At 61.6% G+C, this 22,130-nt stretch carries 19 protein-coding genes and 1 pseudogene; 10 read left to right on the top strand and 10 right to left on the bottom strand.

Going from position 1 to position 22,130, the window contains the following annotated elements; translation table 11 throughout:
- Nucleotides 1-65: 65 nt before the first annotated feature.
- From IH404_RS06550 to fecA, 3 genes are all read left to right on the top strand, one after another.
- The gene (locus tag IH404_RS06550; protein WP_005785119.1) at nucleotides 66-554 is read left to right on the top strand and encodes a sigma-70 family RNA polymerase sigma factor; all 489 of its coding nucleotides are present in this window, start codon (nucleotides 66-68) and stop codon (nucleotides 552-554) included.
- Nucleotides 551-1,492 carry a FecR domain-containing protein gene (locus IH404_RS06545; protein ID WP_194440167.1) on the top strand — a complete coding sequence of 314 codons (942 nt, stop codon included), beginning with the start codon at nucleotides 551-553 and terminating at the stop codon, nucleotides 1,490-1,492. Before IH404_RS06550 ends, IH404_RS06545 begins: the two co-directional genes overlap by 4 nt.
- Before the next feature lie 90 nt (nucleotides 1,493-1,582).
- Nucleotides 1,583-3,919, top strand: coding sequence for a TonB-dependent Fe(3+) dicitrate receptor FecA (gene fecA / locus IH404_RS06540; RefSeq protein WP_194440166.1), 2,337 nt, complete (start codon nucleotides 1,583-1,585; stop codon nucleotides 3,917-3,919).
- Between the two features lie 135 nt (nucleotides 3,920-4,054).
- Here fecA and IH404_RS06535 read toward each other — a convergent pair whose 3' ends face one another.
- Complete coding sequence (locus IH404_RS06535) at nucleotides 4,055-4,927, bottom strand: LysR family transcriptional regulator (protein ID WP_005785114.1); 873 nt, start codon at nucleotides 4,925-4,927, stop codon at nucleotides 4,055-4,057.
- Between the two features lie 106 nt (nucleotides 4,928-5,033).
- Here IH404_RS06535 and IH404_RS06530 point away from each other — a divergent pair, with 106 nt between their 5' ends.
- Complete coding sequence (locus tag IH404_RS06530; protein WP_194440165.1) at nucleotides 5,034-6,545, top strand: MFS transporter; 1,512 nt, start codon at nucleotides 5,034-5,036, stop codon at nucleotides 6,543-6,545.
- Between the two features lie 54 nt (nucleotides 6,546-6,599).
- On the opposite strand, the gene IH404_RS06525 is transcribed toward IH404_RS06530, so the two are convergent.
- Together IH404_RS06525 and IH404_RS06520 are read right to left on the bottom strand one after the other, a co-directional pair.
- The gene (locus IH404_RS06525; protein ID WP_005785111.1) at nucleotides 6,600-7,010 is read right to left on the bottom strand and encodes an HPF/RaiA family ribosome-associated protein; all 411 of its coding nucleotides are present in this window, start codon (nucleotides 7,008-7,010) and stop codon (nucleotides 6,600-6,602) included.
- 212 nt (nucleotides 7,011-7,222) lie between these two features.
- Nucleotides 7,223-8,170: a LysR substrate-binding domain-containing protein gene (locus IH404_RS06520; RefSeq protein WP_194440164.1), complete on the bottom strand. Its 948-nt coding sequence runs from the start codon at nucleotides 8,168-8,170 to the stop codon at nucleotides 7,223-7,225.
- A gap of 137 nt (nucleotides 8,171-8,307) precedes the next feature.
- Here IH404_RS06520 and IH404_RS06515 point away from each other — a divergent pair, with 137 nt between their 5' ends.
- The 3 genes and pseudogenes from IH404_RS06515 to IH404_RS06505 all read left to right on the top strand — a co-directional run bounded on the left by IH404_RS06515 (nucleotide 8,308) and on the right by IH404_RS06505 (nucleotide 11,618).
- Entirely contained in the window at nucleotides 8,308-9,684 is a 1,377-nt protein-coding gene (locus tag IH404_RS06515) for an L-serine ammonia-lyase (RefSeq protein WP_005785108.1), read from the top strand.
- A 61-nt stretch (nucleotides 9,685-9,745) separates the two neighbouring features.
- Nucleotides 9,746-11,033, top strand: a pseudogene (locus tag IH404_RS06510) (serine/threonine transporter).
- A gap of 267 nt (nucleotides 11,034-11,300) precedes the next feature.
- On the top strand, nucleotides 11,301-11,618 hold the full coding sequence (locus IH404_RS06505; protein WP_032877639.1) for a DUF3509 domain-containing protein: 318 nt from the start codon (nucleotides 11,301-11,303) through the stop codon (nucleotides 11,616-11,618).
- Here the strand turns inward: IH404_RS06505 and IH404_RS06500 are convergent.
- Nucleotides 11,615-12,103: a phosphate-starvation-inducible PsiE family protein gene (locus IH404_RS06500; RefSeq protein WP_003188808.1), complete on the bottom strand. Its 489-nt coding sequence runs from the start codon at nucleotides 12,101-12,103 to the stop codon at nucleotides 11,615-11,617. The genes IH404_RS06505 and IH404_RS06500 overlap by 4 nt on opposite strands.
- A gap of 294 nt (nucleotides 12,104-12,397) precedes the next feature.
- On the opposite strand from IH404_RS06500, the gene IH404_RS06495 reads away from it, so the two are divergent.
- Entirely contained in the window at nucleotides 12,398-12,658 is a 261-nt protein-coding gene (locus tag IH404_RS06495; RefSeq protein ID WP_005785100.1) for a YebG family protein, read from the top strand.
- Nucleotides 12,659-12,713: 55 nt separating this feature from the next.
- Here IH404_RS06495 and IH404_RS06490 read toward each other — a convergent pair whose 3' ends face one another.
- Entirely contained in the window at nucleotides 12,714-13,733 is a 1,020-nt protein-coding gene (locus IH404_RS06490) for a Glu/Leu/Phe/Val dehydrogenase dimerization domain-containing protein (protein WP_005785098.1), read from the bottom strand.
- A gap of 186 nt (nucleotides 13,734-13,919) precedes the next feature.
- Between IH404_RS06490 and IH404_RS06485 the strand changes: the two genes are divergently transcribed.
- Nucleotides 13,920-14,723, top strand: a complete 804-nt coding sequence (locus IH404_RS06485; RefSeq protein ID WP_005785096.1) for a tetratricopeptide repeat protein — start codon at nucleotides 13,920-13,922, stop codon at nucleotides 14,721-14,723.
- A 265-nt stretch (nucleotides 14,724-14,988) separates the two neighbouring features.
- On the opposite strand, the gene IH404_RS06480 is transcribed toward IH404_RS06485, so the two are convergent.
- Genes IH404_RS06480 through hmgA form a run of 4 tightly spaced genes read right to left on the bottom strand, consistent with a single transcriptional unit; the run spans nucleotide 14,989 to nucleotide 19,624 of the window.
- Entirely contained in the window at nucleotides 14,989-16,350 is a 1,362-nt protein-coding gene (locus IH404_RS06480; RefSeq protein WP_005785094.1) for an aromatic acid/H+ symport family MFS transporter, read from the bottom strand.
- 52 nt (nucleotides 16,351-16,402) lie between these two features.
- Nucleotides 16,403-17,038 carry a maleylacetoacetate isomerase gene (gene maiA / locus IH404_RS06475; RefSeq protein ID WP_005785092.1) on the bottom strand — a complete coding sequence of 212 codons (636 nt, stop codon included), beginning with the start codon at nucleotides 17,036-17,038 and terminating at the stop codon, nucleotides 16,403-16,405.
- Between the two features lie 12 nt (nucleotides 17,039-17,050).
- The gene (gene fahA, locus IH404_RS06470; RefSeq protein WP_078820349.1) at nucleotides 17,051-18,337 is read right to left on the bottom strand and encodes a fumarylacetoacetase; all 1,287 of its coding nucleotides are present in this window, start codon (nucleotides 18,335-18,337) and stop codon (nucleotides 17,051-17,053) included.
- A gap of 3 nt (nucleotides 18,338-18,340) precedes the next feature.
- Nucleotides 18,341-19,624: a homogentisate 1,2-dioxygenase gene (gene hmgA, locus IH404_RS06465; RefSeq protein WP_005785087.1), complete on the bottom strand. Its 1,284-nt coding sequence runs from the start codon at nucleotides 19,622-19,624 to the stop codon at nucleotides 18,341-18,343.
- Nucleotides 19,625-19,744: 120 nt separating this feature from the next.
- Between hmgA and IH404_RS06460 the strand changes: the two genes are divergently transcribed.
- Nucleotides 19,745-20,524 (top strand): IclR family transcriptional regulator, encoded by a 780-nt coding sequence (locus tag IH404_RS06460; RefSeq protein ID WP_005785085.1) that lies wholly within the window; start codon nucleotides 19,745-19,747, stop codon nucleotides 20,522-20,524.
- A gap of 1 nt (nucleotide 20,525) precedes the next feature.
- On the opposite strand, the gene dacB is transcribed toward IH404_RS06460, so the two are convergent.
- Nucleotides 20,526-21,983 carry a D-alanyl-D-alanine carboxypeptidase/D-alanyl-D-alanine-endopeptidase gene (gene dacB / locus IH404_RS06455; RefSeq protein WP_194440163.1) on the bottom strand — a complete coding sequence of 486 codons (1,458 nt, stop codon included), beginning with the start codon at nucleotides 21,981-21,983 and terminating at the stop codon, nucleotides 20,526-20,528.
- Nucleotides 21,984-22,130: the final 147 nt, after the last annotated feature.

The following is a 22,130-nucleotide window of genomic DNA, read 5'->3' as shown; positions in this document are numbered from 1 at the left end:
ACCCGCCCTACAATGCGAACAATTCTTGTTCTCTAAAGCATGTCAATGCTTGTGGAGTGATCGCGTTGCAGCCGTCCAACACCGTCGAAGTTTTGTATAACGACCATCACCACTGGCTCACCGGCTGGTTGCGACGCAAGCTCGGCTGCCCGGAAAATGCGGCCGACCTGGCCCAGGACACCTTTATTCGCGTGCTCAGCGCACGGGATACCCCGACACTGATCGAGCCCCGCGCCTTCCTCACCACCGTGGCCAAGCGCGTGCTGTGCAACTTCTATCGCCGCCAGGACCTGGAGCGCGCCTACCTCGATGCCTTGGCGCAAATGCCCGAGCAGGTGGCGCCATCGGAAGAAGACCGCGCAATCATTCTGCAAACCCTGCTGGAGCTGGACCAACTGCTCGACGGCCTGCCCCGGCTGGTTAAACGCGCGTTCCTGCTGGCCCAGCTCGACGGCCTGACCTACGCGCAAATCAGCGCAGAACTGGGCATTTCCATCGCCACGGTCAAACGCCACCTGACCAAAGCCGCCATGCGCTGCTACTTCGCCCTATGAACGTGTCCAGCCAAGTCGCCGAACAAGCCGTGCACTGGCTGCTGGAAATGCAGCAAGGCGCGCTCACCCCTCGCCAGCAAGCGGCCTGGCAACAATGGCTGAACGCCCACAGCGAGCACCAGCGTGCGTGGGAGCAGATTCAACAGGTCAATCAGCGCTTGCGCGGGATGCCCTCGCCCCTGGCCCATGCAGCCTTGAATGCACCGCGCTCCAGCAGCCGACGCCAGGCGCTGAAGTTGCTGCTGATCCTGGGCGCTGGCTCGGCAGCGGCCTGGAGCCTGCGTCAGCAACATATTCTGCCGCCGCTGAGCGCCGACTATCGCAGCCCGGTTGGCCAGCGCCGTACGGTGCAATTGGCCGACGGCAGCCAGTTACAGCTCAACACCGGCAGCGCGGTGGATGTGCATTTCGACGGTCGGCAGCGCCTGGTACGCCTGCTCGAAGGGGAAATCCTGCTCACCTCCCGTGCCGGTGATACGCCGTTGCGCGTGCTGACCGGCCAGGGCCTGCTCAGCAGCCAGGCGGCGCGCCTGAATGTGCGCCAGTTCAACGACCACACCCAATTGGCGGTGCTGGCCGGCCAGGTCGAGGTGATGCCCAACAACTACAGCGGCTTGCCGCTGAGCGTCGATGCCGCACGCCAGGTCAATTTCACCCGCAAGGGCTGGGACACCCCACGCGCCACCGACGCCAACTGCGGCGCCTGGGCCGACGGTATGTTGGTGGCTGCACACATGCGCCTTGAAGACTTCTTGAATGAACTGGGGCGCTATCGTCGCGGCCAGCTCAATTGTGACCCGCAAGTGGCAAACCTTTTGCTGTCCGGCAGCTACCCGCTGGATAACAGCGAACGCATTCTGGACCTGCTGGAAATCAGCCTGCCAGTGAAAGTTCGGCGTTTCACCCGCTATTGGGTGACCGTGCAGGCCCGGGCCTGAATTTATTTTGCATTTGTGTGAGCCGTTTTCCGCACCTGGCGTGACAGAGAAGGAAAGCCACCTTGATCCTTCCTTCTCAGGACCACCTTCATGCCCCAGCAACCGACGCTTCTTGCCCGCACCTTGCGCCAACTCCTACTGGGCGCCAGCCTCAGCCTGACCGTGCTGCCTGCGGTGATGGCCGCCGACGCCAAGGCGTACCACATCGCGCCGACCACCCTGGAAGCGGCCCTGAACCAATTTGGTCGCCAAGCCGGTGTGCTGGTGTCGTTCGGTTCTGATGTGACGGCTGGTATGCAAAGCCACGGCCTGTCGGGCAATTACAGCGCGGCCGAGGGCCTGAGCAAACTGCTGGAGGGCACCGGCCTGCAAGCCCGGGCCGAGGGCGACAACGCCTTCAGCCTGCAACCGGCTGGCGCCCCCGCCACCCTCGAACTGCAAACCTCCAACGTGGTCGGCGACTGGCTCGGTGACGCGGCGCAAACCAACGTGTTCGAACACCCCGGCGCCCGTGATGTGATCCGCCGCGAAGAGTTCGAACGCCAAGGTGCAACCCAAGCTCGCGACGTGCTCAACCGCATTCCCGGCGTCAACGCCCCGGAAAACAACGGCACTGGCAGCCATGACATGGCGCTGAACTTCGGCATTCGCGGGCTCAATCCGCGCCTGGCATCGCGCTCCACGGTGCTGATGGATGGCATCCCGGTGCCCTTCGCGCCCTATGGCCAGCCGCAGTTGTCCTTTGCACCGATCAGCATGGGCAACATGGACGCGGTAGACGTGGTCCGTGGCGGCGGTGCGGTGCGTTATGGCCCGCAAAACGTCGGCGGCATCGTCAACTTCGTGACCCGCGCTATCCCGGATGCGCCCACGGTCAAAGGCGGCTTGCAGACCGAAACCAGCCCGTCTTCCAGCCACGACGGTTTCAAGACCACCGGCAACCTGCTCGCCGGCGGCACTGCCGACAATGGCCTGGGCGGCGCGATCCTGTACTCCGGCACCCGCGGCGGCGACTGGCGCGAAAACAGCAACACGCGCATCGACGACCTGATCCTCAAGGGCAAATACCAACTGGACGACGCCAACAGCTTCAACGCCATGGCGCAGTACTACGAAGGCCAGGCCGACATGCCCGGAGGCTTGAACGTCAAGGACTACAAGGCCGACCCGTATCAGTCCACCCGCCCCTACGATAAATTCTGGGGCCGCCGTACGATGTTCAACGTCGGCTATCGCTACGAGCAAGACCGCCGCGAATTCACGGTCAACAGTTTCTTCACCAAGACCCTGCGCAGCGGTTACCTGGACCAGGGCAGCTTCCTGTCGCTGTCGCCACGCGAATACTGGGTACGCGGCCTGGAAACCCGCTTCGCCCAGGGCTTCGACCTTGGCCCGACCAGCCATGAAGTGGGTGTCGGCTACCGCTATATCAATGAAGCCGGTCACGAGTTGCGCTACCGCACGCCGATTGCCGCCAACCAGCAAATCCCCACCACCAACAGTCGCAACGACCGCGACACCCGTGGCGGCACTGAAGCCAACGCGTTCTTTATCGACGACCGCATTGATATCGGCAAGTGGACCATCACCCCGGGCGTGCGCTACGAGATGATCAAGTCTGAGCAAACCAACAATCTGAGCAACGTCAAATACAAGGGCGACTACAACACCGCGCTGCCGGCGCTGAACGTGCTCTATCACCTCACTGACGACTGGAACCTCTACGCCAACACCGAGGGCTCGTTCGGCAGCGTGCAGTACAGCCAGATGCCCAACCGCGTGAACAGCGGCGAAGTAAAACCGGAAAAAGCCCGCACCTGGGAACTCGGCACGCGCTACGACAATGGCAGCCTGCGCGCCGAAATCGGCGCGTTCCTGATCAACTTCGACAACCAGTACGACAGCAACCAGACCAACGACACGGTGATCGCCCGCGGTGAAACCCGTCACCAGGGCATCGAGTCGAGCATCAACTATGCGCTCGACGGCCTGAGCCCGGCGCTGGCGGGTTTCGATGTGTATGCCACTTATGCCTATGTCGACGCGACCATTCGTGAAGACGGCCCGAACAAAGGCAACCGCGTGCCCTTCTCGTCCAAGCACAAAGGCACCCTCGGCGTGGGTTACACCGAAGGCCCGTGGAAGCTGAATGTGGACAGCAGCTACCAGAGCAGCCAATTCGCCGACAATGCCAACACCCAGGCCGAAAGCGCCGACGGTGCCAATGGACGCATCCCCGGCTACATGCTGTTCAGCAGCCGCGCGGCCTATGACTTCGGCCCGCAATTGTCGGATTTGAATGTGGCGGTGGGGGTGAAGAACATCTTCAACAAGCAGTACTACACCCGCTCGTTTGACGACAACAACAAAGGCAAGTACGTGGGTGAGCGGCGCACGGTGTATGTGCAAACCTCTATCGCGTTCTGACCCAAATCTGCAGAACAACACAGAACCTACTGTGGGAGGGGGCTTGCTCCCGATGGCGGTGTGTCAGTCGGTACATTTGCCACTGATATACCGCTATCGGGAGCAAGCCCCCTCCCACATTGGCCCCCAGTGGCTTCAGCTGCCCGCCAGGCAACTGGGGGTGGCGGCCACCAACGCATCGATGGCACACCGCGTCTTGGCCGGCATATGCACCGCCGTCGGCCAGACCACATGGATCGGCGCAGGCTGTTCGCGATAGCTGGGCAGCACCGCTTCCAATTGCCCCCGCAGCGCATAGTGAGCAATCAACCAACTCGGCAACCAGGCCAGGCCCACGCCCGCGATGGCGGCATCGGCTAGCGCCTGGAGGTCGTCCACTATCAGGGGCGAAGCCAGGCGCGAGCGATGCGTGGTGTTGCTGCGATACGCAATGCCGCGATGAGCGGCCAGGTCTTCGATACTCTCAATGGCACCCTTGCGCTGCAGATACGCCGGTGACGCTGCCAGCCCCATGGCCTGTTGGCCCAGGCGACGGGCACTCAGGCGGTCGGTGTCCGGTAACGGGCCGATGCGTACGGCCATATCGAAGCCTTCCTGCGCCAGATCGATCATGCGGTCGGAGAAGCAAATCTCGATTTCAAGTTCAGGGTAACGCTCCATCAGGCCCCACAAGGCCGGTGCCGCATAGTGGTGCCCGAACGCCAGCGGCACACTGACCCTCAGTCGTCCCCGTGGTTGTTGCCGGCCACTTTCGAGCACCGATTCGGCCGCTTCCAGTTCGGCCAATGCGCGCAGGCAATGTTCGTAGTAGGCCTGCCCATCCTCGGTCAACCGCTGGCGGCGTGTGGAACGCTGCAACAGGCACGTGCCCAGCCGCGCCTCCAGACGCGCCAAGCCTTTACCGACGGCCGAGCGTGTAAGGTTCAGGCGCTCGGCGGCGTCGGTCAGGTTGCCGCTCTCGACGATTTGCAAAAACAGCTCAACGCCATCAAAACGCGGGGTAGCCATGCGTCAATTGTCGCCCTTGATTCCCATATCGATGGAAAACTTATCACGAATAACGAATTCGATTCCCGAGAGAATAGAGCCCTCCCCTATTTGAAAGGAACTCGTCATGCCGTCCGCCGCTGCTGCATCGGCCCTCAACCCGCCGAGCGCCGCCAGAAATGCCCTGGCCCTCACCGCCGTTTGCCTGGTGGCCCTCATGTTCGGCCTGGAAATCTCCAGCGTGCCGGTGATCCTGCCGACGCTGGAACAGGAATTGGGTACCGGCTTTCAAGACGCCCAATGGATCATGAATGCCTACACCCTGGCCTGCACCAGCGTGCTGATGGCGGCGGGCACGCTGGCGGATCGCTTCGGTAGGCGGCGCGTGCTGGTGCTGTGTCTATGGGTGTTCGCCCTGGCCTCGCTGGCGTGTGGCCTGGCCAACGATGCGCCGACACTGATCGTGGCGCGATTCATCCAGGGCATTGGCGCCGGCGCGATGATGATTTGCCAGTTTGCCATCTTGTCCCACCAGTTCCGCGAACCGGCGGCGCGGGCGCGAGCCTTCGCGATATGGGGCGTGATTGCCGGCGTGGGCCTGGGTTTCGGGCCGATGATCGGGGCAGTGATACTGGCCGTGGCGGACTGGCGCTGGGTTTTCCTGGTGCATGTACCACTGACCTTGTTTACCTTGGCGCTGCTGCACATCAGCGTGCAGGAATCCCGTGACCCGGCCAGCCATCGCCTCGACATTGCCGGCATGTTGACCATGACGCTGGCGGTGTTTGCGCTGGTCTACTTCATCATCCAAGGCAGCGAGAACGGTTTCGGCACCCCGGCGATGCTCGGCTGGGCCGGCCTGTCGGTCTTCGGACTGCTGCTGTTTATCTTGATTGAGCGGCGCAGCGCCCATCCGATGTTCGACTTCTCGGTGTTCCGCATCCAACGTTTCAACGGCGCCTTGATGGGCTCAATCGGCATGAACTTCAGCTTCTGGCCGTTCATGATCTACTTGCCACTGTATTTCCAGGCGGGCCTGGGTTACGACACGCTGACCACCGGCGCGGCGCTGCTCGCGTACACCTTGCCCACTTTGTTGGTGCCGCCATTGGCCGAACGCCTGGCCCTGCGCTTTGGCGCCGAATGCATCATCCCCCTGGGCCTGGGGACGATGGGCGCAGGTTTTTTGGGCATGGCCGCGGTTAATTACGCCGAACAGCCCAGCACAGCACTGGTGCTGCTCAGTTGCGCGATCGCCGGCATTGGGCTGGCACTGACCAATTCGCCGACCACCAATACCACCACCGGCGCCGTCTCGACTGACCGCGCAGGCATGGCCTCGGGCATCGACTTCAGCGCACGGCTGATCACCCTGGCGCTCAACATCGCATTGATGGGGCTGGTGCTGTTGCTCGGAATCAGCCATCACCTGGCCAATGTATTGCCGGCCAGCACGGCGGCGGATTGGGCAACCCTCAGCCAGCATATTGCGGCGGGCAAGCTGAACGCGCCTGGACTCACACGCCTGGAGGCACAGACGGCCCTGCGTAGCGGCGCTGGTTGGGCCATGCTGTTTGCGGGCTTGGGCGCTTGCGGGTTGGCCGCTCTGAGCCGGTATTTCTTCCAGCGACGGCGTTGAACGAAAACGGGCCTGCATATGCAGGCCCGTTTTCAGTGGGGAATGAAAAAACAGTTAGCTGTTAATGACAGCGTTTTCGTTTTCCAGGAATTCCTCTTCCAGCGCGTCTTCATTCACTTTGTTGATCGGCTGGTTTTTCCCGGCAGCGCGAGGCTTGCCTTGCAGTTTGCCGAACAAGTGTTCCAGCGCATGATCCAGCTTGGTGGCGGCGCCATCGATCGCTTGCTCCAGCGTATCGGCTTTATGGCACACGGAAACTGGCTGGTGGCCCTTTGGCCGTGCTTCCAGGCGGCAACTTAAATCGTGGGGTCCGGGCTTGTCGCCGTTCTCGTCCCGCAGGTAGACCTCAACGCGGGTCAGGTCTTCTTCATAACGTTCGAGCGTGCTCTCAATGGTAGTACGTACCCACTCCTCCAGTCGGATGCTGCTTTCAATATGGTTATCGCTATTGACTTGGATTTGCATAGTTCTTCCCTTATTTCAGCTAGCTCGCCAGAGATCACAAACTGCAACACCGGGGTGGTGAAACCATGACCTCTTGATTACACAATTGAGCACCTGCTGAAACAATTCAACCCCTTTGCAAAGATAAATCCCACATTACAAATTAACCCTGACGACGAGCAAAAACGCTGGTAGGGTGGGGAGTTAGTTACAACTTCTTACGTCCTGTTTCCTCACAATTGCCCCTCTCCCAACGGGTGCAAACCGCGAAAAATCCCTGCTTCCTCCACCAGCCAGTCGTGCACCGCGCGCACGCCGGGGTGGCTCAATGCACCTGGCGCATACAGCAGCACATAGCGCTTATGGTTGGGCACGGCCAGGCCAAACGGCACAATCAGGGTGCCGCGCTCCAGTTCATCATTGAGCAACGTGCGCCGCGCAATCGCTACCCCCATGCCGGCAATGGCGGCTTCGATGGTCAGGTGGTTGCGGTTGAAGGTATGCCCGCGCCGCACGTCGGCACCGTGGTGGCCGATGGCATTCAGGTAGAACTCCCACTCGGCATATTCATAACTCCCACGCCAGGCAGTGATGTCGTGCAGCAGCGGAAAATGCGTCAGATCGGCCGGGCCATGCAACGGCGGCCGTCCACGTAGAAGGCTGGGGGCGCACACCGGGAATATCTGCTCGTCCAACAGGGCTGTGGATAACAAGCCGGGGTAGCTGCCATCGTTGAGGTCGATGGCCAGGTCGAAGTCGCCTTCATGCAGGGCGATGCTGCTGTCTTCGGCGACCATGCGCAGTTGGATGTCGGGAAAGCGCTGCTGCAAACGTGGCAGGCGCGGCGTCAGCCACTTGCCGAGAAACGAGGGGATCGAGCGCAGGCGCAGGGTGCCGCTGATCATCCCGGCATCCAAGCGCTGCAACTCCGCATCAATGCTCCCGTAAGCCTCGCCGACCACCGCCGCCAGGCGCTGCCCCTCGGCGCTGAGTTCAACCCCGCGGGCGCGCCGATGAAACAGCCGAAAGCCCAGGCGCTCCTCCAACTGGCGAATCTGCTGGCTCACCGCCCCCGGCGTGATGTGCAGTTCTTCGGCGCAGCGGGTGAACGACAGATGCCGTGCAGCGCAAGAAAACACATGCAGCCACACATAGGTCTGGCCGTGAAGGGGGCGGGTCATAGCGTTTAGTCCTGCTAAAGGGTGTCTTAGGATAATTCGTTGGTCAGTGCCGATCCAGAGGCTCAGTATCGCGCCAATTCCGCCTGCTCTACAAAACATGGCAGCGATTTCTACTCCATTGCTTGTAAGGCTTTAGCATGGCTATCAGTGTTTTCGATCTATTCAAGGTGGGCATTGGCCCCTCCAGTTCCCATACCGTCGGCCCGATGCGCGCTGCCGCGACGTTCGCCCAGGCCCTGACCGATCAGCATTTGCTCAGCCAAACCCGCCGCGTTGAAGTGCGCCTGTACGGCTCGCTGTCCGCCACCGGCGTAGGCCATGCCACTGATCGCGCCTGTGTGATGGGCTTGATGGGCGAATGGCCGGACCGCGTCGATCCCACCTCGATCAATGCGCGTATCCAGCAACTGCGCGAGTCGGGTCAATTGCTGTTGGCCGGCTCCCAGGCAATCGCTTTCAACTGGCACACCGACCTGTTGCTGCTGGATGAAAGCCTGCCTTACCACCCCAACGCCATGTCCCTGCACGCCTATGGCGACAACGGCCTGCTGAGCGAGCAGACCTATTACTCGGTAGGCGGTGGTTTCATCATCGAGGCCGCCGAAGCCGCATCAGGCATTGCGCCGACCAGCGACGTGCAATTGCCCTACGACTTTTCCAGTGCTGTGGAACTGCTGGCGTTGTGCAACAAGCACGGCTTGCGGGTTTCTGAACTGATGATGGCCAACGAACGTGCGTGGCGCAGCGACGAAGACATCCGCAGCGGCCTGCTGCACATCTGGTCGGTGATGCGCGAATGCGTGGAACAGGGCCTGCGCGATGAAGGCATCCTGCCCGGCGGCCTGGACGTGCCGCGCAGGGCGGCGAAATTGCACCGCAGCCTGCTGGAAATCGGCAAACCCAATGTGATCACTTCAACCTTGTCGGCGATGGAATGGGTCAACCTGTTCGCCCTCGCCGTCAACGAAGAAAACGCCGCCGGCGGGCGCATGGTCACTGCCCCGACCAATGGCGCGGCCGGCATCATCCCGGCGGTGCTGCATTACTACATGAAATTCAACGCCGACGCGTCTGACGACGATGTGGTCAATTTCTTCCTGGCCGCCGCCGCCGTCGGCATCCTCTGCAAGAAAAACGCCTCGATCTCCGGCGCCGAAGTCGGCTGCCAGGGCGAAGTGGGCTCGGCCTGCGCCATGGCCGCGGCCGGCCTGGCCGATATTCTCGGCGCCACCCCCGAGCAACTGGAAAACGCCGCCGAAATCGGCCTGGAACATAACCTCGGCCTGACCTGCGACCCGGTCGGCGGCCTGGTGCAGGTGCCGTGCATCGAGCGTAATGCCATTGCCGCGGTCAAGGCGATCAACGCCACGCAAATGGCCCTGCGCGGTGACGGCAAGCACTTCATTTCCCTCGACCGGGTCATCCGCACCATGCGCGATACCGGCGCCGATATGCATGACAAATACAAAGAAACTTCACGGGGCGGCCTGGCGGTCAGCTGGGTGGAGTGCTGATCGGAGCACTGCTACCCGCCCCAACGTGAGCCCGCGCAAAAATAATAACGAGGCAATACCGATGACTGATGTACGTACACCTGCTGCCGAAAATCCTGTATCCGAAGCAAGCGTGACCACCGGCTGGACCAAACACGACACCACCTGGATGCTCGGCCTCTACGGCACCGCCATCGGCGCCGGCACCCTGTTCCTGCCGATCAACGCCGGCGTCGGCGGTTTCTGGCCGCTGATCGTACTGGCGCTGCTGGCTTTTCCGATGACTTTCTTCGCCCACCGTGGGCTGACGCGCTTTGTGTTGTCGGGTAAATCCGGCGACATCACCGAAGTGGTCGAGGAACACTTTGGTGTCGGCGCCGGCAAGCTGATCACCCTGCTCTACTTCTTTGCGATCTTCCCGATCCTGCTGGTGTACAGCGTGGCACTGACCAACACATTGGGCAGTTTCATGGAGCACCAACTGCACATGACCCCACCGCCCCGTGCGATCTTGTCCCTGGTGCTGATCCTCGGCCTGATGGCCATCGTGCGTTGTGGCCAGGGTGTGATCGTCAAGGCCATGAGTGTGCTGGTGTACCCTTTCGTTGCTGCGCTGTTGCTATTGGCTGTCAGCCTGATTCCCAACTGGAATGGCGCGTTCTTCGCCTCCGCCAGCGAAGGCATGCCGCTGCCGCTGTTCTTCAAGACGCTGTGGCTGGCGATCCCGGTGATGGTGTTCTCGTTCAACCACTCACCGATCATCTCCGCTTTCGCCGTGGACCAGAAGCGCGTCTACGGCGCCCAGGCCGAGCGAAAAAGCAGCGGCATCCTCGCCACCGCCCACACCATGATGGTGCTGACCGTGATGTTCTTCTGCTTCAGTTGCGTACTGGCGCTATCGCCCGCTGACCTGGCCGCCGCCAAGGCGCAGAACATCTCGATCCTGTCGTACCTGGCCAACCACTTCCAAACCCCGGTGATCGCCTACGCCGCGCCGCTGATCGCACTGGTGGCGATTACCAAATCGTTCCTGGGCCACTACATCGGTGCCAGCGAAGGCTTCCAGGGCTTGATCGTCAAATCCCTGCGCGGGCGCAACCGCTCGATGTCGGCGAAATGGCTGGAACGCTGCACCGCGCTGTTCATGGTGCTGACCTGCTGGGCCGTGGCCACCTTCAACCCAAGCATCCTGGGCATGATCGAAACCATGGGCGGACCGATTATCGCGTGCCTGCTGTTCCTGATGCCGATGTACGCGATTCGCCGCGTGCCATCGCTGCGCCAGTATTCGGGCCAGCTGTCGAACGTGTTTGTAGTGGTGATCGGGTTTGATTGCGCTGTCTGCGATCGTTTTTTCCGTGATGCCCTGAAATAGCTCACCTGCCTGAGTAACAACACAGACCCAATGTGGGAGGGGGCTTGCCCCCGATAGCAGTCTTTCAGCCGAGTATTTATTGGCTGATACACCGCTATCGGGGGCAAGCCCCCTCCCACATTGAGCTTCCAACGCCTGTACGGCACGGCCCTTGCTGTAGAACTTTTGAGGAAAACGGAATTTGGCCGATGGTCAGGCAATGCGAACTAATCCTGACACCGGCCGTCAATGACTGCATGTTCTTATCAGGCGGTAACGCACCATGGACAATCCTTTTCAGATCATCACCGACACCTTCACCCCCCAATACCGCGTCAATCTGAGCATCCAGCGGCTGGACGGCAGCATCATGCTCACCCTCTCGGACGAGACCGGCGTGGTGGCCAAGCGCATGATCAGCGCCGAACAGCGCAACGACCCGCAGCGCCTCAAACGCCTGGTGCAAAGCATCCAGTTCGGTATCGCCATCGAACAGGGTCATAGCGCCGTGGAAATCCTCGAACTGATGACGGACGGCGACAGCCACAAACTCCTGCAGCGACCGCCCGCCCGCACCCTGCCCTTCAGCGTGGGGCTTTAAAGCTCGCCCTTCTCGGTCTCCAGGCTCGCCTCGCCTTTGCGACGCGGGCTTTCGACCTTCACCGAAGGGAACGCCGACGACGCATAGCGCACCACCAGGATCGCGAACGCCAACAGCAGGATGCCACCGCACAGGTAGATGATGCCTACATCCGGCGGGTTGTGGTGCGACACGTTGGAGATCAGCAAACGCGTAAGCGCGGTGATTGCCACATAGATCAGGAAGCGTACCGGCATGTGGTTGGTCTTGAAGTAAATCCCGACCATCGCGCCCAGTTCCAGGTAGATGAACAGCAGCAAGATGTCATCGATCTTGATGTGCCCATTTTCCAGCATCCCCAAAAACTCCATCACCGCTGCCCAGGCGGTCACCGCACCAATGGCAAACAACGCCAGGTAGTGAAACGACTCGACAAACAGATTGCCCAGGGATTCGGCCAGCCCGTGGACTTGCTGGCGCAGCCTTTCGGCCCAGTTGATTTTCACGATGATGCTTCCTTAGGTCGGTTCGACCGGATAATGCGGGTTGGACGTGACGGTTGTTCTGTATGCAGAAAAAAGGCCATAGACAGGGTATTGAGATGATGGCGGGCTGATATTAGGCACTTAATCAATCTTTGTGGCGAGAGAGCTTGCTCCCGCTGGGGTGCGCAGCGCCCCCCTTTCCCAGCTACATTAAAAACCTACTATCCAAACCCCGGCGTTTGGCTTATCCTTTTCACTGTATGCAAATACAGTAGTCGCAAAAGACAACTATCGTGAAGGCATGTGAGGTGGTGAATGGCCGTCGAAGTGGTATACCGCAGCAGCCGAGATCTGGAGCGTTTGTTCATGGATAAAGCCGAAGCTGACCGTCATGACAAGATGCTTGAACTCGCTGAGTTGCTGGCAGAGGTGTTGCAAAAAGCCGTGCCATCTTTGAGTGAGCAGCAGGTGGAGGAAGCCGGGATCTACATGGCGAAGAACCGCGATGTATTTGCCAAGGCATTCAAAAGCCAGCCGGACGCGTTGTCCGAGTTGCTGAACGCGGTGGCAGAGTAAAGCCCGAATTGAACAGGCCCTGAATCATGGATTCAGGGCCTTTTTAATGCCCGGCCTATTTGTACAGCAGACGTTCGGCCAGCTCATCGGCGACCCGTGCGGGGGAGCGCTTTTCGGCTTGGGCGTGGGCGAAGATTTCGGTCAGGCGCGTGCCAATGTTCGACAGGTGCGCGGTAATCCCGGGCAGGTCGGTGCCGGCGTGTTTGAGGGCGACGTAGATCAGGCCGCCGGAGTTGATCACGTAGTCCGGGGCATAGAGGATGCCGCGGCCTTCCAACTGGTCGGCGATGTCCAGGTTGGTCAATTGTGCGCTGGCCGAACCTGCCACGGCGGCGCACCGCAACTGGCCGACGCTGTTGCGGTTGAATACAGCGCCGACGCCGCAGGGCGCGAGGATGTCGCAGGGGGTGCTGAGCAAGGCATCGTTGGCAATCGGGTGGGCGCCCAGTTGTTCCATGGCCAGTTGCACCTTGCCGTGGTCGATGTCGCTGACCAACAGTTCTGCACCCGCAGCGTGCAGTTGCTCAGCCAGGGCATAACCGACGTTGCCCAGGCCCTGCACCGCTACGCGCAAGCCTTCAAGGTTGTCGCTGCCCAGGCGCGCCATGGCGGTGGTACGGATGCCGGTAAATACACCCATGGCGGCATGAGGCGCAGGGTCGCCGGCGGCGGTGGTGCTGGTGACGAAGCGAGTGTGCTGGGCGATGCAATCCATGTCGGCGACCGAGGTGCCGCTGTCGATCGAGGTAATGAAACGGCCGTCGAGTTTTTCGATACAGCGGCCAAACGCCTCGAATAGCGCGGCGCGGCTCTCCACGTGCACAGGGCGGATGATGACCGCCGTACCGCCGCCCACCGCCAGCCCGGCCAGTGCAGCCTTGTAACTCATGCCTTGGGCCAGGCGCGCGGCATCGGCCACGGCACTGTCATCGTTGGGGTAAGCCAGGTAGCGACAGCCGCCCAAGGCAGGCCCCAGGCGGCTGTTATGGATGGCGATGATCGCTTTCAGCCCGGTCACCGGGTCGACGCTCAGGTGCAGCGATTCAAGGCGGGTGCTGTGCATGAGCGCAAACATCAATGAGCTCCCGAATCACTTTTGGTTGTGGGCAAAGTATAGGCTCGCGGCAGAAAACTGCTGGATTTCACTGGAATAAGCCGCGCTGTTTCGTAAGATCCAAGACATAAGCACGCAGGATATTTTTCAAGATACTGGACGAAATTTCCTGGCAAGGCTAAAACGGGGCATCCGCCGGAGAACGCGATGAATCCCCGCACAGCCTTTTTCGCCTGCCTGGACCGTTCACCCCCTGCGCTGTTTGAAGCCGCGCTGTGGATGGCTGCCGAACACGATGCCAGCGTACAGCCGTTGCTGATCCTGCAAGAGCTGCGTGTGCTGCAACAGCAGGTCAGCCTGGGCATGCCCCTGTTGCCGGCCGATGAACTCGGCCAGCCGCTGCTGCGGCGCCTGAATGACCTGGGGTTTGCCCAGGATGACCAGACCCCGTTGCGCCCCGCCGCCGCGCTGCTCGACAAAGTGCTGCGGCGAAAACGCGGGCAACCCTTGGCCATGGGCCTGATCGCCCTGGAAATGGCACGGCGCCTGGATATCCCCATGGTCGGGGTAAATTTCCCCGGCCACTTCCTGCTACGCGTACCCGGTGCCGACCACCTGCTGGACCCGTGCGGCGGTCGACGCTTGTACCCCAACGATTGTCGCGAACTGCTGCACCGGCAATACGGGCCAAAACTCAACTTGCACGCCGACCACCTGCACACCGCCGAGCCTAGGGCGATCCTGCAGCGGCTGTCACGTAACCTGCGCCAACTGCACCTCGCCAACGACGATCCCCTGGCTGCCCTGGTGGACGCCGAGCGCGTACTGGAACTGGGCAATGCCAGCGCCGCCGACTACCTGGCGCGGGCCAGCCTGTACCAGCGCCTGGACTGCCCGAGCGCCGAGCGCTTTGACCTGGAACATGCGCTGATGCTCAGCGAAGACCCGATCCAGCGCCTGCGCCTGACCGAGCGGCTGGGGCACCTGCCGCCCAATTCAGTGGTGCATTGACCTAGGGGGCGTTCTCAATTAGTTTCCCCGCCGCGTTGTCGCCTTAAAGCGGGCCAGGCAAGGCGCAGGCCGCAGGGAATGGTTGTTCCCTTTCCAAGGCCTGCAACGCAGGCTGGCCCGCTTTAAGGCACAACCCGAAGGGCCTGCTGTTGTGCAGGGCTGCGTTGCTCGAAGCTTATTTGGAATGACCAAACCACGCTTCTCGCGCCTTGCCCTGCACAACAGCAGACCCGGCGCGACGGGGAAACTAATTGAGAACGCCCCCCTAGGTGCGATTGAGAATATCGCCAGGCACTGGCGTTTTTAGCGTAGTGGAGCCCGGCGCCCGCACCTGAATAATCAACAGCGCCGCAATCACGGCCGGAATCGCACAGAAGAAGAAAATCTGCTGCACCGGTATATGCATCGCCAGCAACATACTGCCGAACAGCGGCCCCAGGATTGATCCAAAACGCCCTACCCCCAACGCCCAGCCTGTGCCGGTGGCGCGCACCTGCGCCGGGTAGAAATTGCTCGCAAAGGCATTGAGGGTCAGTTGCCCGCCGATGATGCAGAACCCGGCAGCGAACACGCAGGCCACCAGGTAACGTGGATTGTCGTGGTTCAAGCCCAGCAGGATGGTGCACAACGCAGCCGCCGCCAGCACGCCGGACAACAGTCGCACCTTGCTTTTCAGGCGGTCGGCAAACCAGGCCATGAGGATGGCGCCCAAGGTGCCGGCAAACAGGAACATGGACGTGACCAGGTTGGCTTCGTTCAGCGCCAGGCCGCTTTCGAGCAACAGCGATGGCAACCAACTGATCATGAAATACAGCAAAATCAGGCTGACAAAAAAGGTCGCCCAGATCAGCAGCGTCGGGCGCGCGTAGCCGTTGCGAAACAGCTCCACCACCGTCAGTTTGCTGCCTTGTTCCTGCAGGTTTTCAGCTTCGGTCGCGGGCGGCGGTTGCCAGTCGGGCAGCATCCGCGCCGTGACTTTGCGCAGACGCAGATACGGCGGCGCATCGCGCAACAGGCGTGGCAAGGATTCGGGCAACAGCCACACCAGGAACGGGAACAGCAGCAACGGTGTTACCCCACCAGCCAGGAACACCGCCTGCCAACCAAAGCTATCGATAAACCCGGCCGCCACAAAGCCGCCTGCCGCGCCGCCGAACGAAAAGCCGCAGGCCGCCAGGGTCACCATCAAGGTGCGCATGCGCGGCGGCGAATATTCAGACATCAATGCCATGGCACTGGGCATTGCGCCTCCCATGCCGATGCCGCAGATAAACCGCGCCGCCATCAGTGTGGTGAGGGAATTGGCAAACACCATCAGTACGGTCAGGCTGGCGTAGATCAGCACACAGGCCAACAGGATGCGCCGCACGCCGAAACGATCCGCCAGCGGTGTCACCAGCAGCGAGCCGAGGGTCAACCCAAGCAGGTTGGCGCTGAATACCGGCCCGAACGCGGCTTTTTCCAGGCCCCAATCCTGAGCCAGTGCCGGCACTACATAGCCCAGCACCTGGGCGTCGTAGCCATCGGTGACCAGCAGCAACGCCAGCAACACGAGAATCAACCACTGGTAGCGCGACACCGGACGGGCGTCGAGTGCCGCGCGAAAGCTGGCAATCTGATTGTGCATCGCAAGGTACCTTTATTTTTTATTAGGTTGGCACGATCAAATGTGGGAGGGGCTATGGCGTGTCAGGTTGATTGGCGGGGTGGGCCTGCACGAAGGCCGGATGTTGGGCCGCCAACGCCGCCACTCGCCCTATGCGCGAGTACGCCGCCAAGGGCACCTTGAAACGCTCGGCCGCGTACAACTGCGGGATCAGAAACGTATCGGCCAAGCCCGGCTGCTCGCCAAAGCAAAACCCTGTGTCGCCAATCAACTGCTCCACCGCGCCCAGGCCCTGACTGATCCAGTGCCCGATCCACTCCAGCAATTGCGCCTCATCGTGCCCCCACTTGCGCAACAGGTTCTGCGTGCTGGAGTTGTGCAGCGGGTGGATATCGCAGGCGATGATCGACGCTACCGCCCGTTCATGGGCACGGGCTGCCGGATCACTTGAGAGCAGTGGCACCTGTGGATAACGCTCCTCCAGATATTCGATGATCGCCTGCGATTGGATCAACGTCTGCCCTTGATCAGTACGCAACGCCGGCACGCGCCCTTGCGGGTTGATCGCCAGGTACTCGGGCTGGTGATTGGCGCCGCCTGCCGGGACCAGCAGGTTGACGGGCAGCGCGGTGAAATCCAGGCCCTTGAGCGCCAGGGCAATACGTACCCGATACGACGCGGTGGAACGGTAGTAAGTATAGAGTTCCATGACCCTGCCCTCTTAACGTGCCGCAACCACAGTACCGCGGCATTCACCAAAGCCGATGCTGGCAAAACCTTCGCGGCGGCAACGGCCACGCAGGATGATTTCGTCACCATCTTCAAGGAATTTACGTACCTCGCCCGAGGCCAATTCAATCGGCTTCTTGCCGCCTTCGGTAATTTCCAACAGGCTGCCGAACTGCCCCGGCTGCGGCCCGGACAAGGTGCCTGAACCAAACAGGTCGCCGGCCTGCAACTGGCAACCGTTGACGCTGTGGTGCGCAACCATTTGCGCCACTGTCCAGTACATATGCTCGGTATTGCTCAAGGTCAGGCGATGGGCGGGCAGGTTCTGCTCGCGCATTGAGGCTGTGGTGAGCAGCACTTCCAGCTCGATATCAAAGGCGCCCGCGTTCTGATCACGTTTATCCAGCAGATACGGCAGCGGTTGCGGGTCGCCCTCGGGCCGCGCCGGTTGCGCTTTGCGAAAGGGCTCCAGCGCTTCGGCGGTCACCACCCATGGCGAAATACTGGTGATAAAGCTTTTCGACAGGAACGGGCCCAGCGGCTGGTATTCCCAGGCCTGGATATCTCGCGCCGACCAGTCATTGAGCAGGCAGAAACCGGCGATGTGCTCAGCCGCATCGCCGATGGCAATCGCTTCGCCCATGGCATTGCCCTGGCCGATCCAGATGCCCAGCTCCAGTTCGTAGTCCAGGCGCGCGCAGGGGCCGAACGTCGGTTCGGACTGGCCGGCCGGCAGTGTCTGGCCTTTGGGGCGCCGGACCTGCGTGCCCGACGGGCGAATGGTCGACGCACGGCCGTGGTAACCAATCGGCACGTACTTGTAGTTGGGCAACAGGGGGTTATCCGGGCGAAACAGTTTGCCGACGTTCTGCGCGTGCTCGATGCCGACGTAGAAGTCGGTGTAGTCATTGATCTTCGCCGGCAAGTGCATCTGGCAATCGGCGGCGCGGTGCAGCACCTGCGCTTCGCGCTGTTGCAGCTGGCTGCCTTCGGCCAGCAGCTCCAGCAGGCGCTCGCGTAACGCCACGCGTGGCCCACGGCCAAGTTCAAAAAAAGCGTTCAATTGGCCACCCGCTGTTGCCTCAACGGCACGGCGGGCATCACCGTCAAATTCATCCAGCGCGGCGTGCAGGTCGAGGACCATATCGCCGATCGCCACGCCACAGCGCGGGGCCGAGCCGTTGATACTGAACACGCCCAGGGGCAGGTTCTGCAGGGGGAAATCCGCGTGACCGTTGGCCGAGGCCACCCAGCTGCGGGTCTGCGTTGGTTGCGTCATGGGTTATCTCCGATTCGGGTTGAAGGTGGCGGGCAGTGAGGCCCAGCACGCGTCGTAAGCAGGTTGCAGCTGCGGGCACTCCAGGGCGAACTGGGTCGGGCGCAGCACTTGGCTGGTCTCGAACATGAAGGCCATGGTGTTATCGATCTTGTGCGGCGCCAGGTCCGCATTGATGGCCTTGGTGCAGGTCTCGCCATCCGGGCCATGGGCGCTCATGCAGCTGTGCAGCGACGCGCCGCCGGGCAGGAAGCCTTCGGCCTTGGCATCGTAGGCGCCCTGGATCAGGCCCATGTATTCGTTCATCAGGTTGCGATGGAACCATGGCGGACGGAAGGTATTCTCGGCCACCATCCAGCGCGGCGGGAAGATCACGAAGTCGAGGTTGGCCAGGCCATGCACGCTGGTAGGTGAGGTCAGCACGGTGAAGATCGACGGATCCGGATGATCGAAACTCACCGTGCCGATAGTGTTGAAGCGACGCAGGTCGTATTTGTATGGCACGTTGTTGCCGTGCCAGGCGACCACGTTCAGCGGTGAATGGTCCAACTCGCAGGCCCACAGTTCACCGAGGAATTTCTGTACCAGCGTGGTCGGTTGCTTGAGGTCTTCGTAGCGGGCCACTGGCGTGAGGAAGTCGCGAGGGTTGGCCAAACCGTTGCTGCCGATAGGACCCAGGTCGGGCAGGCGCAGCGGGGCGCCGTGGTTTTCAGCGACGTAGCCGCGAGCCTGCGCGTCCAGCAATTCGATACGGAATTTGAGGCCACGGGGCAGCACGACAATTTCCAGCGGCTCGACGTCCAGCACGCCCAGTTCGGTGGCGATGCGCAGGCGGCCCTGCTCCGGCACGATCAGCAGTTCACCGTCGGCATTGAAGAACACCCGCTCCATGGAACGATTGGCGCGGTAGGTATAGATGCTGATGCCCGAAGGTTTTTCCGACCCCGAGTTGGCAACCATGCCGACCAGTCCATCGATAAAGTCGGTCGGCTCACTCGGAATATCCAGCGGGTTCCAGCGCAGACGATTGGGCGTCACTGCGCCCAAGGGTCCACCGGCCATTTGCCGCGCAAGCTTGACGAACGCCGGGTGATTGGCCGACGGCTGGATGCGATACAGCCACGTGCGCCGCGCTTCACTGCGTGCCATGGTGAAGGCAGTGCCGGAAAACAGTTCGGTGTAGAGCCCGTAGGGGGCTTTTTGCGGTGAGTTCTGGCCGACCGGCAGCGCGCCAGGCAAGGCTTCGCTGGCGAATTCATTGCCAAAGCCCGACAGGTATTCGAGGTCCATGGATCTTCCTCTGTACAGAAGTTGTTTTTATCGTAATCCAGTTACGCATAACGTAATTTGATCACTATCGACCGTCAAGCTATAAAGACGCCCATTCATCTCTCGGATTCTCGCCCTTCCATGGAAAAGCCCCGCGACACCGGTAAACAGAAAGTCCGCTCGGCGGAAGTCGGCACCGATATTCTCAAGGCTCTGGCCGAATTGTCCCCGGCCACCTCGCTGTCGCGCCTGGCCGACCATGTGCAGATGCCGGCGAGCAAGGTCCACCGTTATTTGCAGGCGCTGATTGCCTCCGGCTTTGCCGAGCAGAACACCGCCACCAACCATTACGGCCTGGGCCGGGAGGCTTTGCGCGTGGGGCTGGCGGCGCTGGGCAGCATGGATGTGTTGAAAGTCGGCGCCATGCCCCTGGCCGAGCTGCGCGATGAATTGAATGAGACCTGCTTTCTGGCGGTGTGGGGCAACCAGGGCGCGACCGTGGTACAGATCGAGCCGGCAGTGCGCGCCGTTACCGTGGTGACGCAGTTGGGCTCAGTGCTGCCGCTGCTCAGTTCGTCCACCGGGCTGGTGTTCAGCGCTTACCTGCCGTCACGGGAAACGGTGGAACTGCGCGAACGCGAGATTCAATCCGGCACCGCCCACTCGCTGGCGGACGATCAGGCCTACGCCACGGTGTGCGAGCAAATCCGCAGCCGTGGCCTGCACTTTGTGCATGGCCTGCTGATGCCCGGCGTGGATGCGTTGTCGGCGCCGGTGTTCAATGCGGTCGGGCAAGTGGCGGCAGTGATGACCGTGGTCGGCCCGACCTCACTGTTCCATGCCGATGAAGATGGCCCGGCGGCGCAGCACCTGCTGGCGGCGACCCGGGCCGTGAGTTGGCGCATGGGCTATCAGCCCTGAATCAATCGTCGCTGCGCGACAGCGCAACGGCCACGCGGTCTTCCAGCGCCTTGACCTGCGCGCCGGCCACTACGTAGTTGTTGGTCAGCATCGCGAACACCAGCTTGCGCCCGCCGGCGTCGGTGATGTAACCACTCAATGACGACACGCCGCCCATGGAGCCGGTCTTGGCGTGCAGGTTGTTTTGCGCCTGCGTGTCGCGCAGACGGTAGCGCAGGCTGCCGCCGGTCATGCGGTCAGTGCTGCCGGCAATCGGCAGCGCGTTGTACCAGGCGTCGAACCACGGCTGTTTGCTGGCGGCCAGTAGCAGGTCGGTGAGGGTTTGCGACGACACCAGATTGCGCCGCGAGAGGCCGGAGCCGTCGACCTGACTGAACGTGCTGGTGTCCAGCCCCTGACGCTTGAGAAACCCGGCCACCGCCACGGCGCCCGCCGCTGCCGTGCCGTTGTTGGCGGTCTGGCGACCCATGGCCTTGAGCAAGGCTTCAGACATGTTGTTGTTCGAGAGTTTGAGCAGCGGCACGATCAGCTCCTGCAACGGTGCCGATTGGTGCTCGGCCAGCACCGTCACTGCAGCCGGGCTTGCCCCACCCATCACTCGACGCCCCAATACGGTGATGCCCTGTTGCGCCAAGGCTTGTTCGAATAGATTCGCGACCAGTTGCGTCGGCTCCCAGACGCTGACCAATTGCTGGCTCTGCCGCCCCGGCGCCACTGCGCCGCTGAGCTGCAACAGGTTGGTGCCATGGCGACGGTTGATCCCATAGCTGTTACCCGGCCCACTGATGGCGCGGTTGCTCAGTTGCAGGTAATCGGTGGGCGGAAAAATCTCGACACTCACCGGCGAGCCGGCCCGCAGCGCAGCCTTCGCGGTGACCAGTACGCTGCCTGCATCGAAATCCGAATTGGGCGACACGGTCAGCGCCGAAATCTGCGCGCCGTAGTAGGTGGTTTCATCGTCATGGGACCAATCCACCCCCAGCCGCTCGGCATCGAACCAGGTGTCGTCGAACACAAGGTCGCCCTGCACCTGGCGCACGCCCTGGCTGGCCAATTGCGCGGCCAGGGTCTGGTAATCGGCAAACTGAACGGTCGGGTCGCCGAGGCCACGCAGGTACAGGTTGCCGGTCAAACGGTCGCCCTGGCGTATGCCATTGCTCAGCAGTTGGGTGGCGAAGCGGTATTGCGGCCCCAGCACATCCATCGCCGCGGCGGTGGTCAGCAACTTGAGGTTGGACGCGGGCACCAGCCGGGTGCGCGGGTTGTGCTGATACAGCGTGGAGCCCGTGCGGGCGTCACGTACCATCAGCGAGACCGTAGCGCCTTGCAGCGCCGGATCGCTCAACAGTTTATCCAGGGTTGCCGGCGTGGAAGTTTGGGAGACGCTGGCGCAGCCGCCCAGTAAAAAACTCAAACCGACCAGCAGGGTGCCGGTGCGTAACCATTTTACAAAGTGCATCGTTGCGTTTTCCATAAGCATGCAATGGCGGCAACGCTAACAGCTCGCTATCAATGTGGCGACCGCTTTCCTGTGGGAGCTGGCTTGCCTGCGATGCAGACAACTCGGTGTATCAGGCAAACCCAGTCGATGCCATCGCAGGCAAGC

It is taken from the genome of Pseudomonas sp. OST1909 (assembly GCF_015277575.1).
Taxonomy (GTDB): domain Bacteria; phylum Pseudomonadota; class Gammaproteobacteria; order Pseudomonadales; family Pseudomonadaceae; genus Aquipseudomonas; species Aquipseudomonas synxantha_A.
The sequence above is the reverse complement of the archived record's forward strand: the minus strand, read 5'-3'. Positions and strand labels throughout refer to the sequence as shown.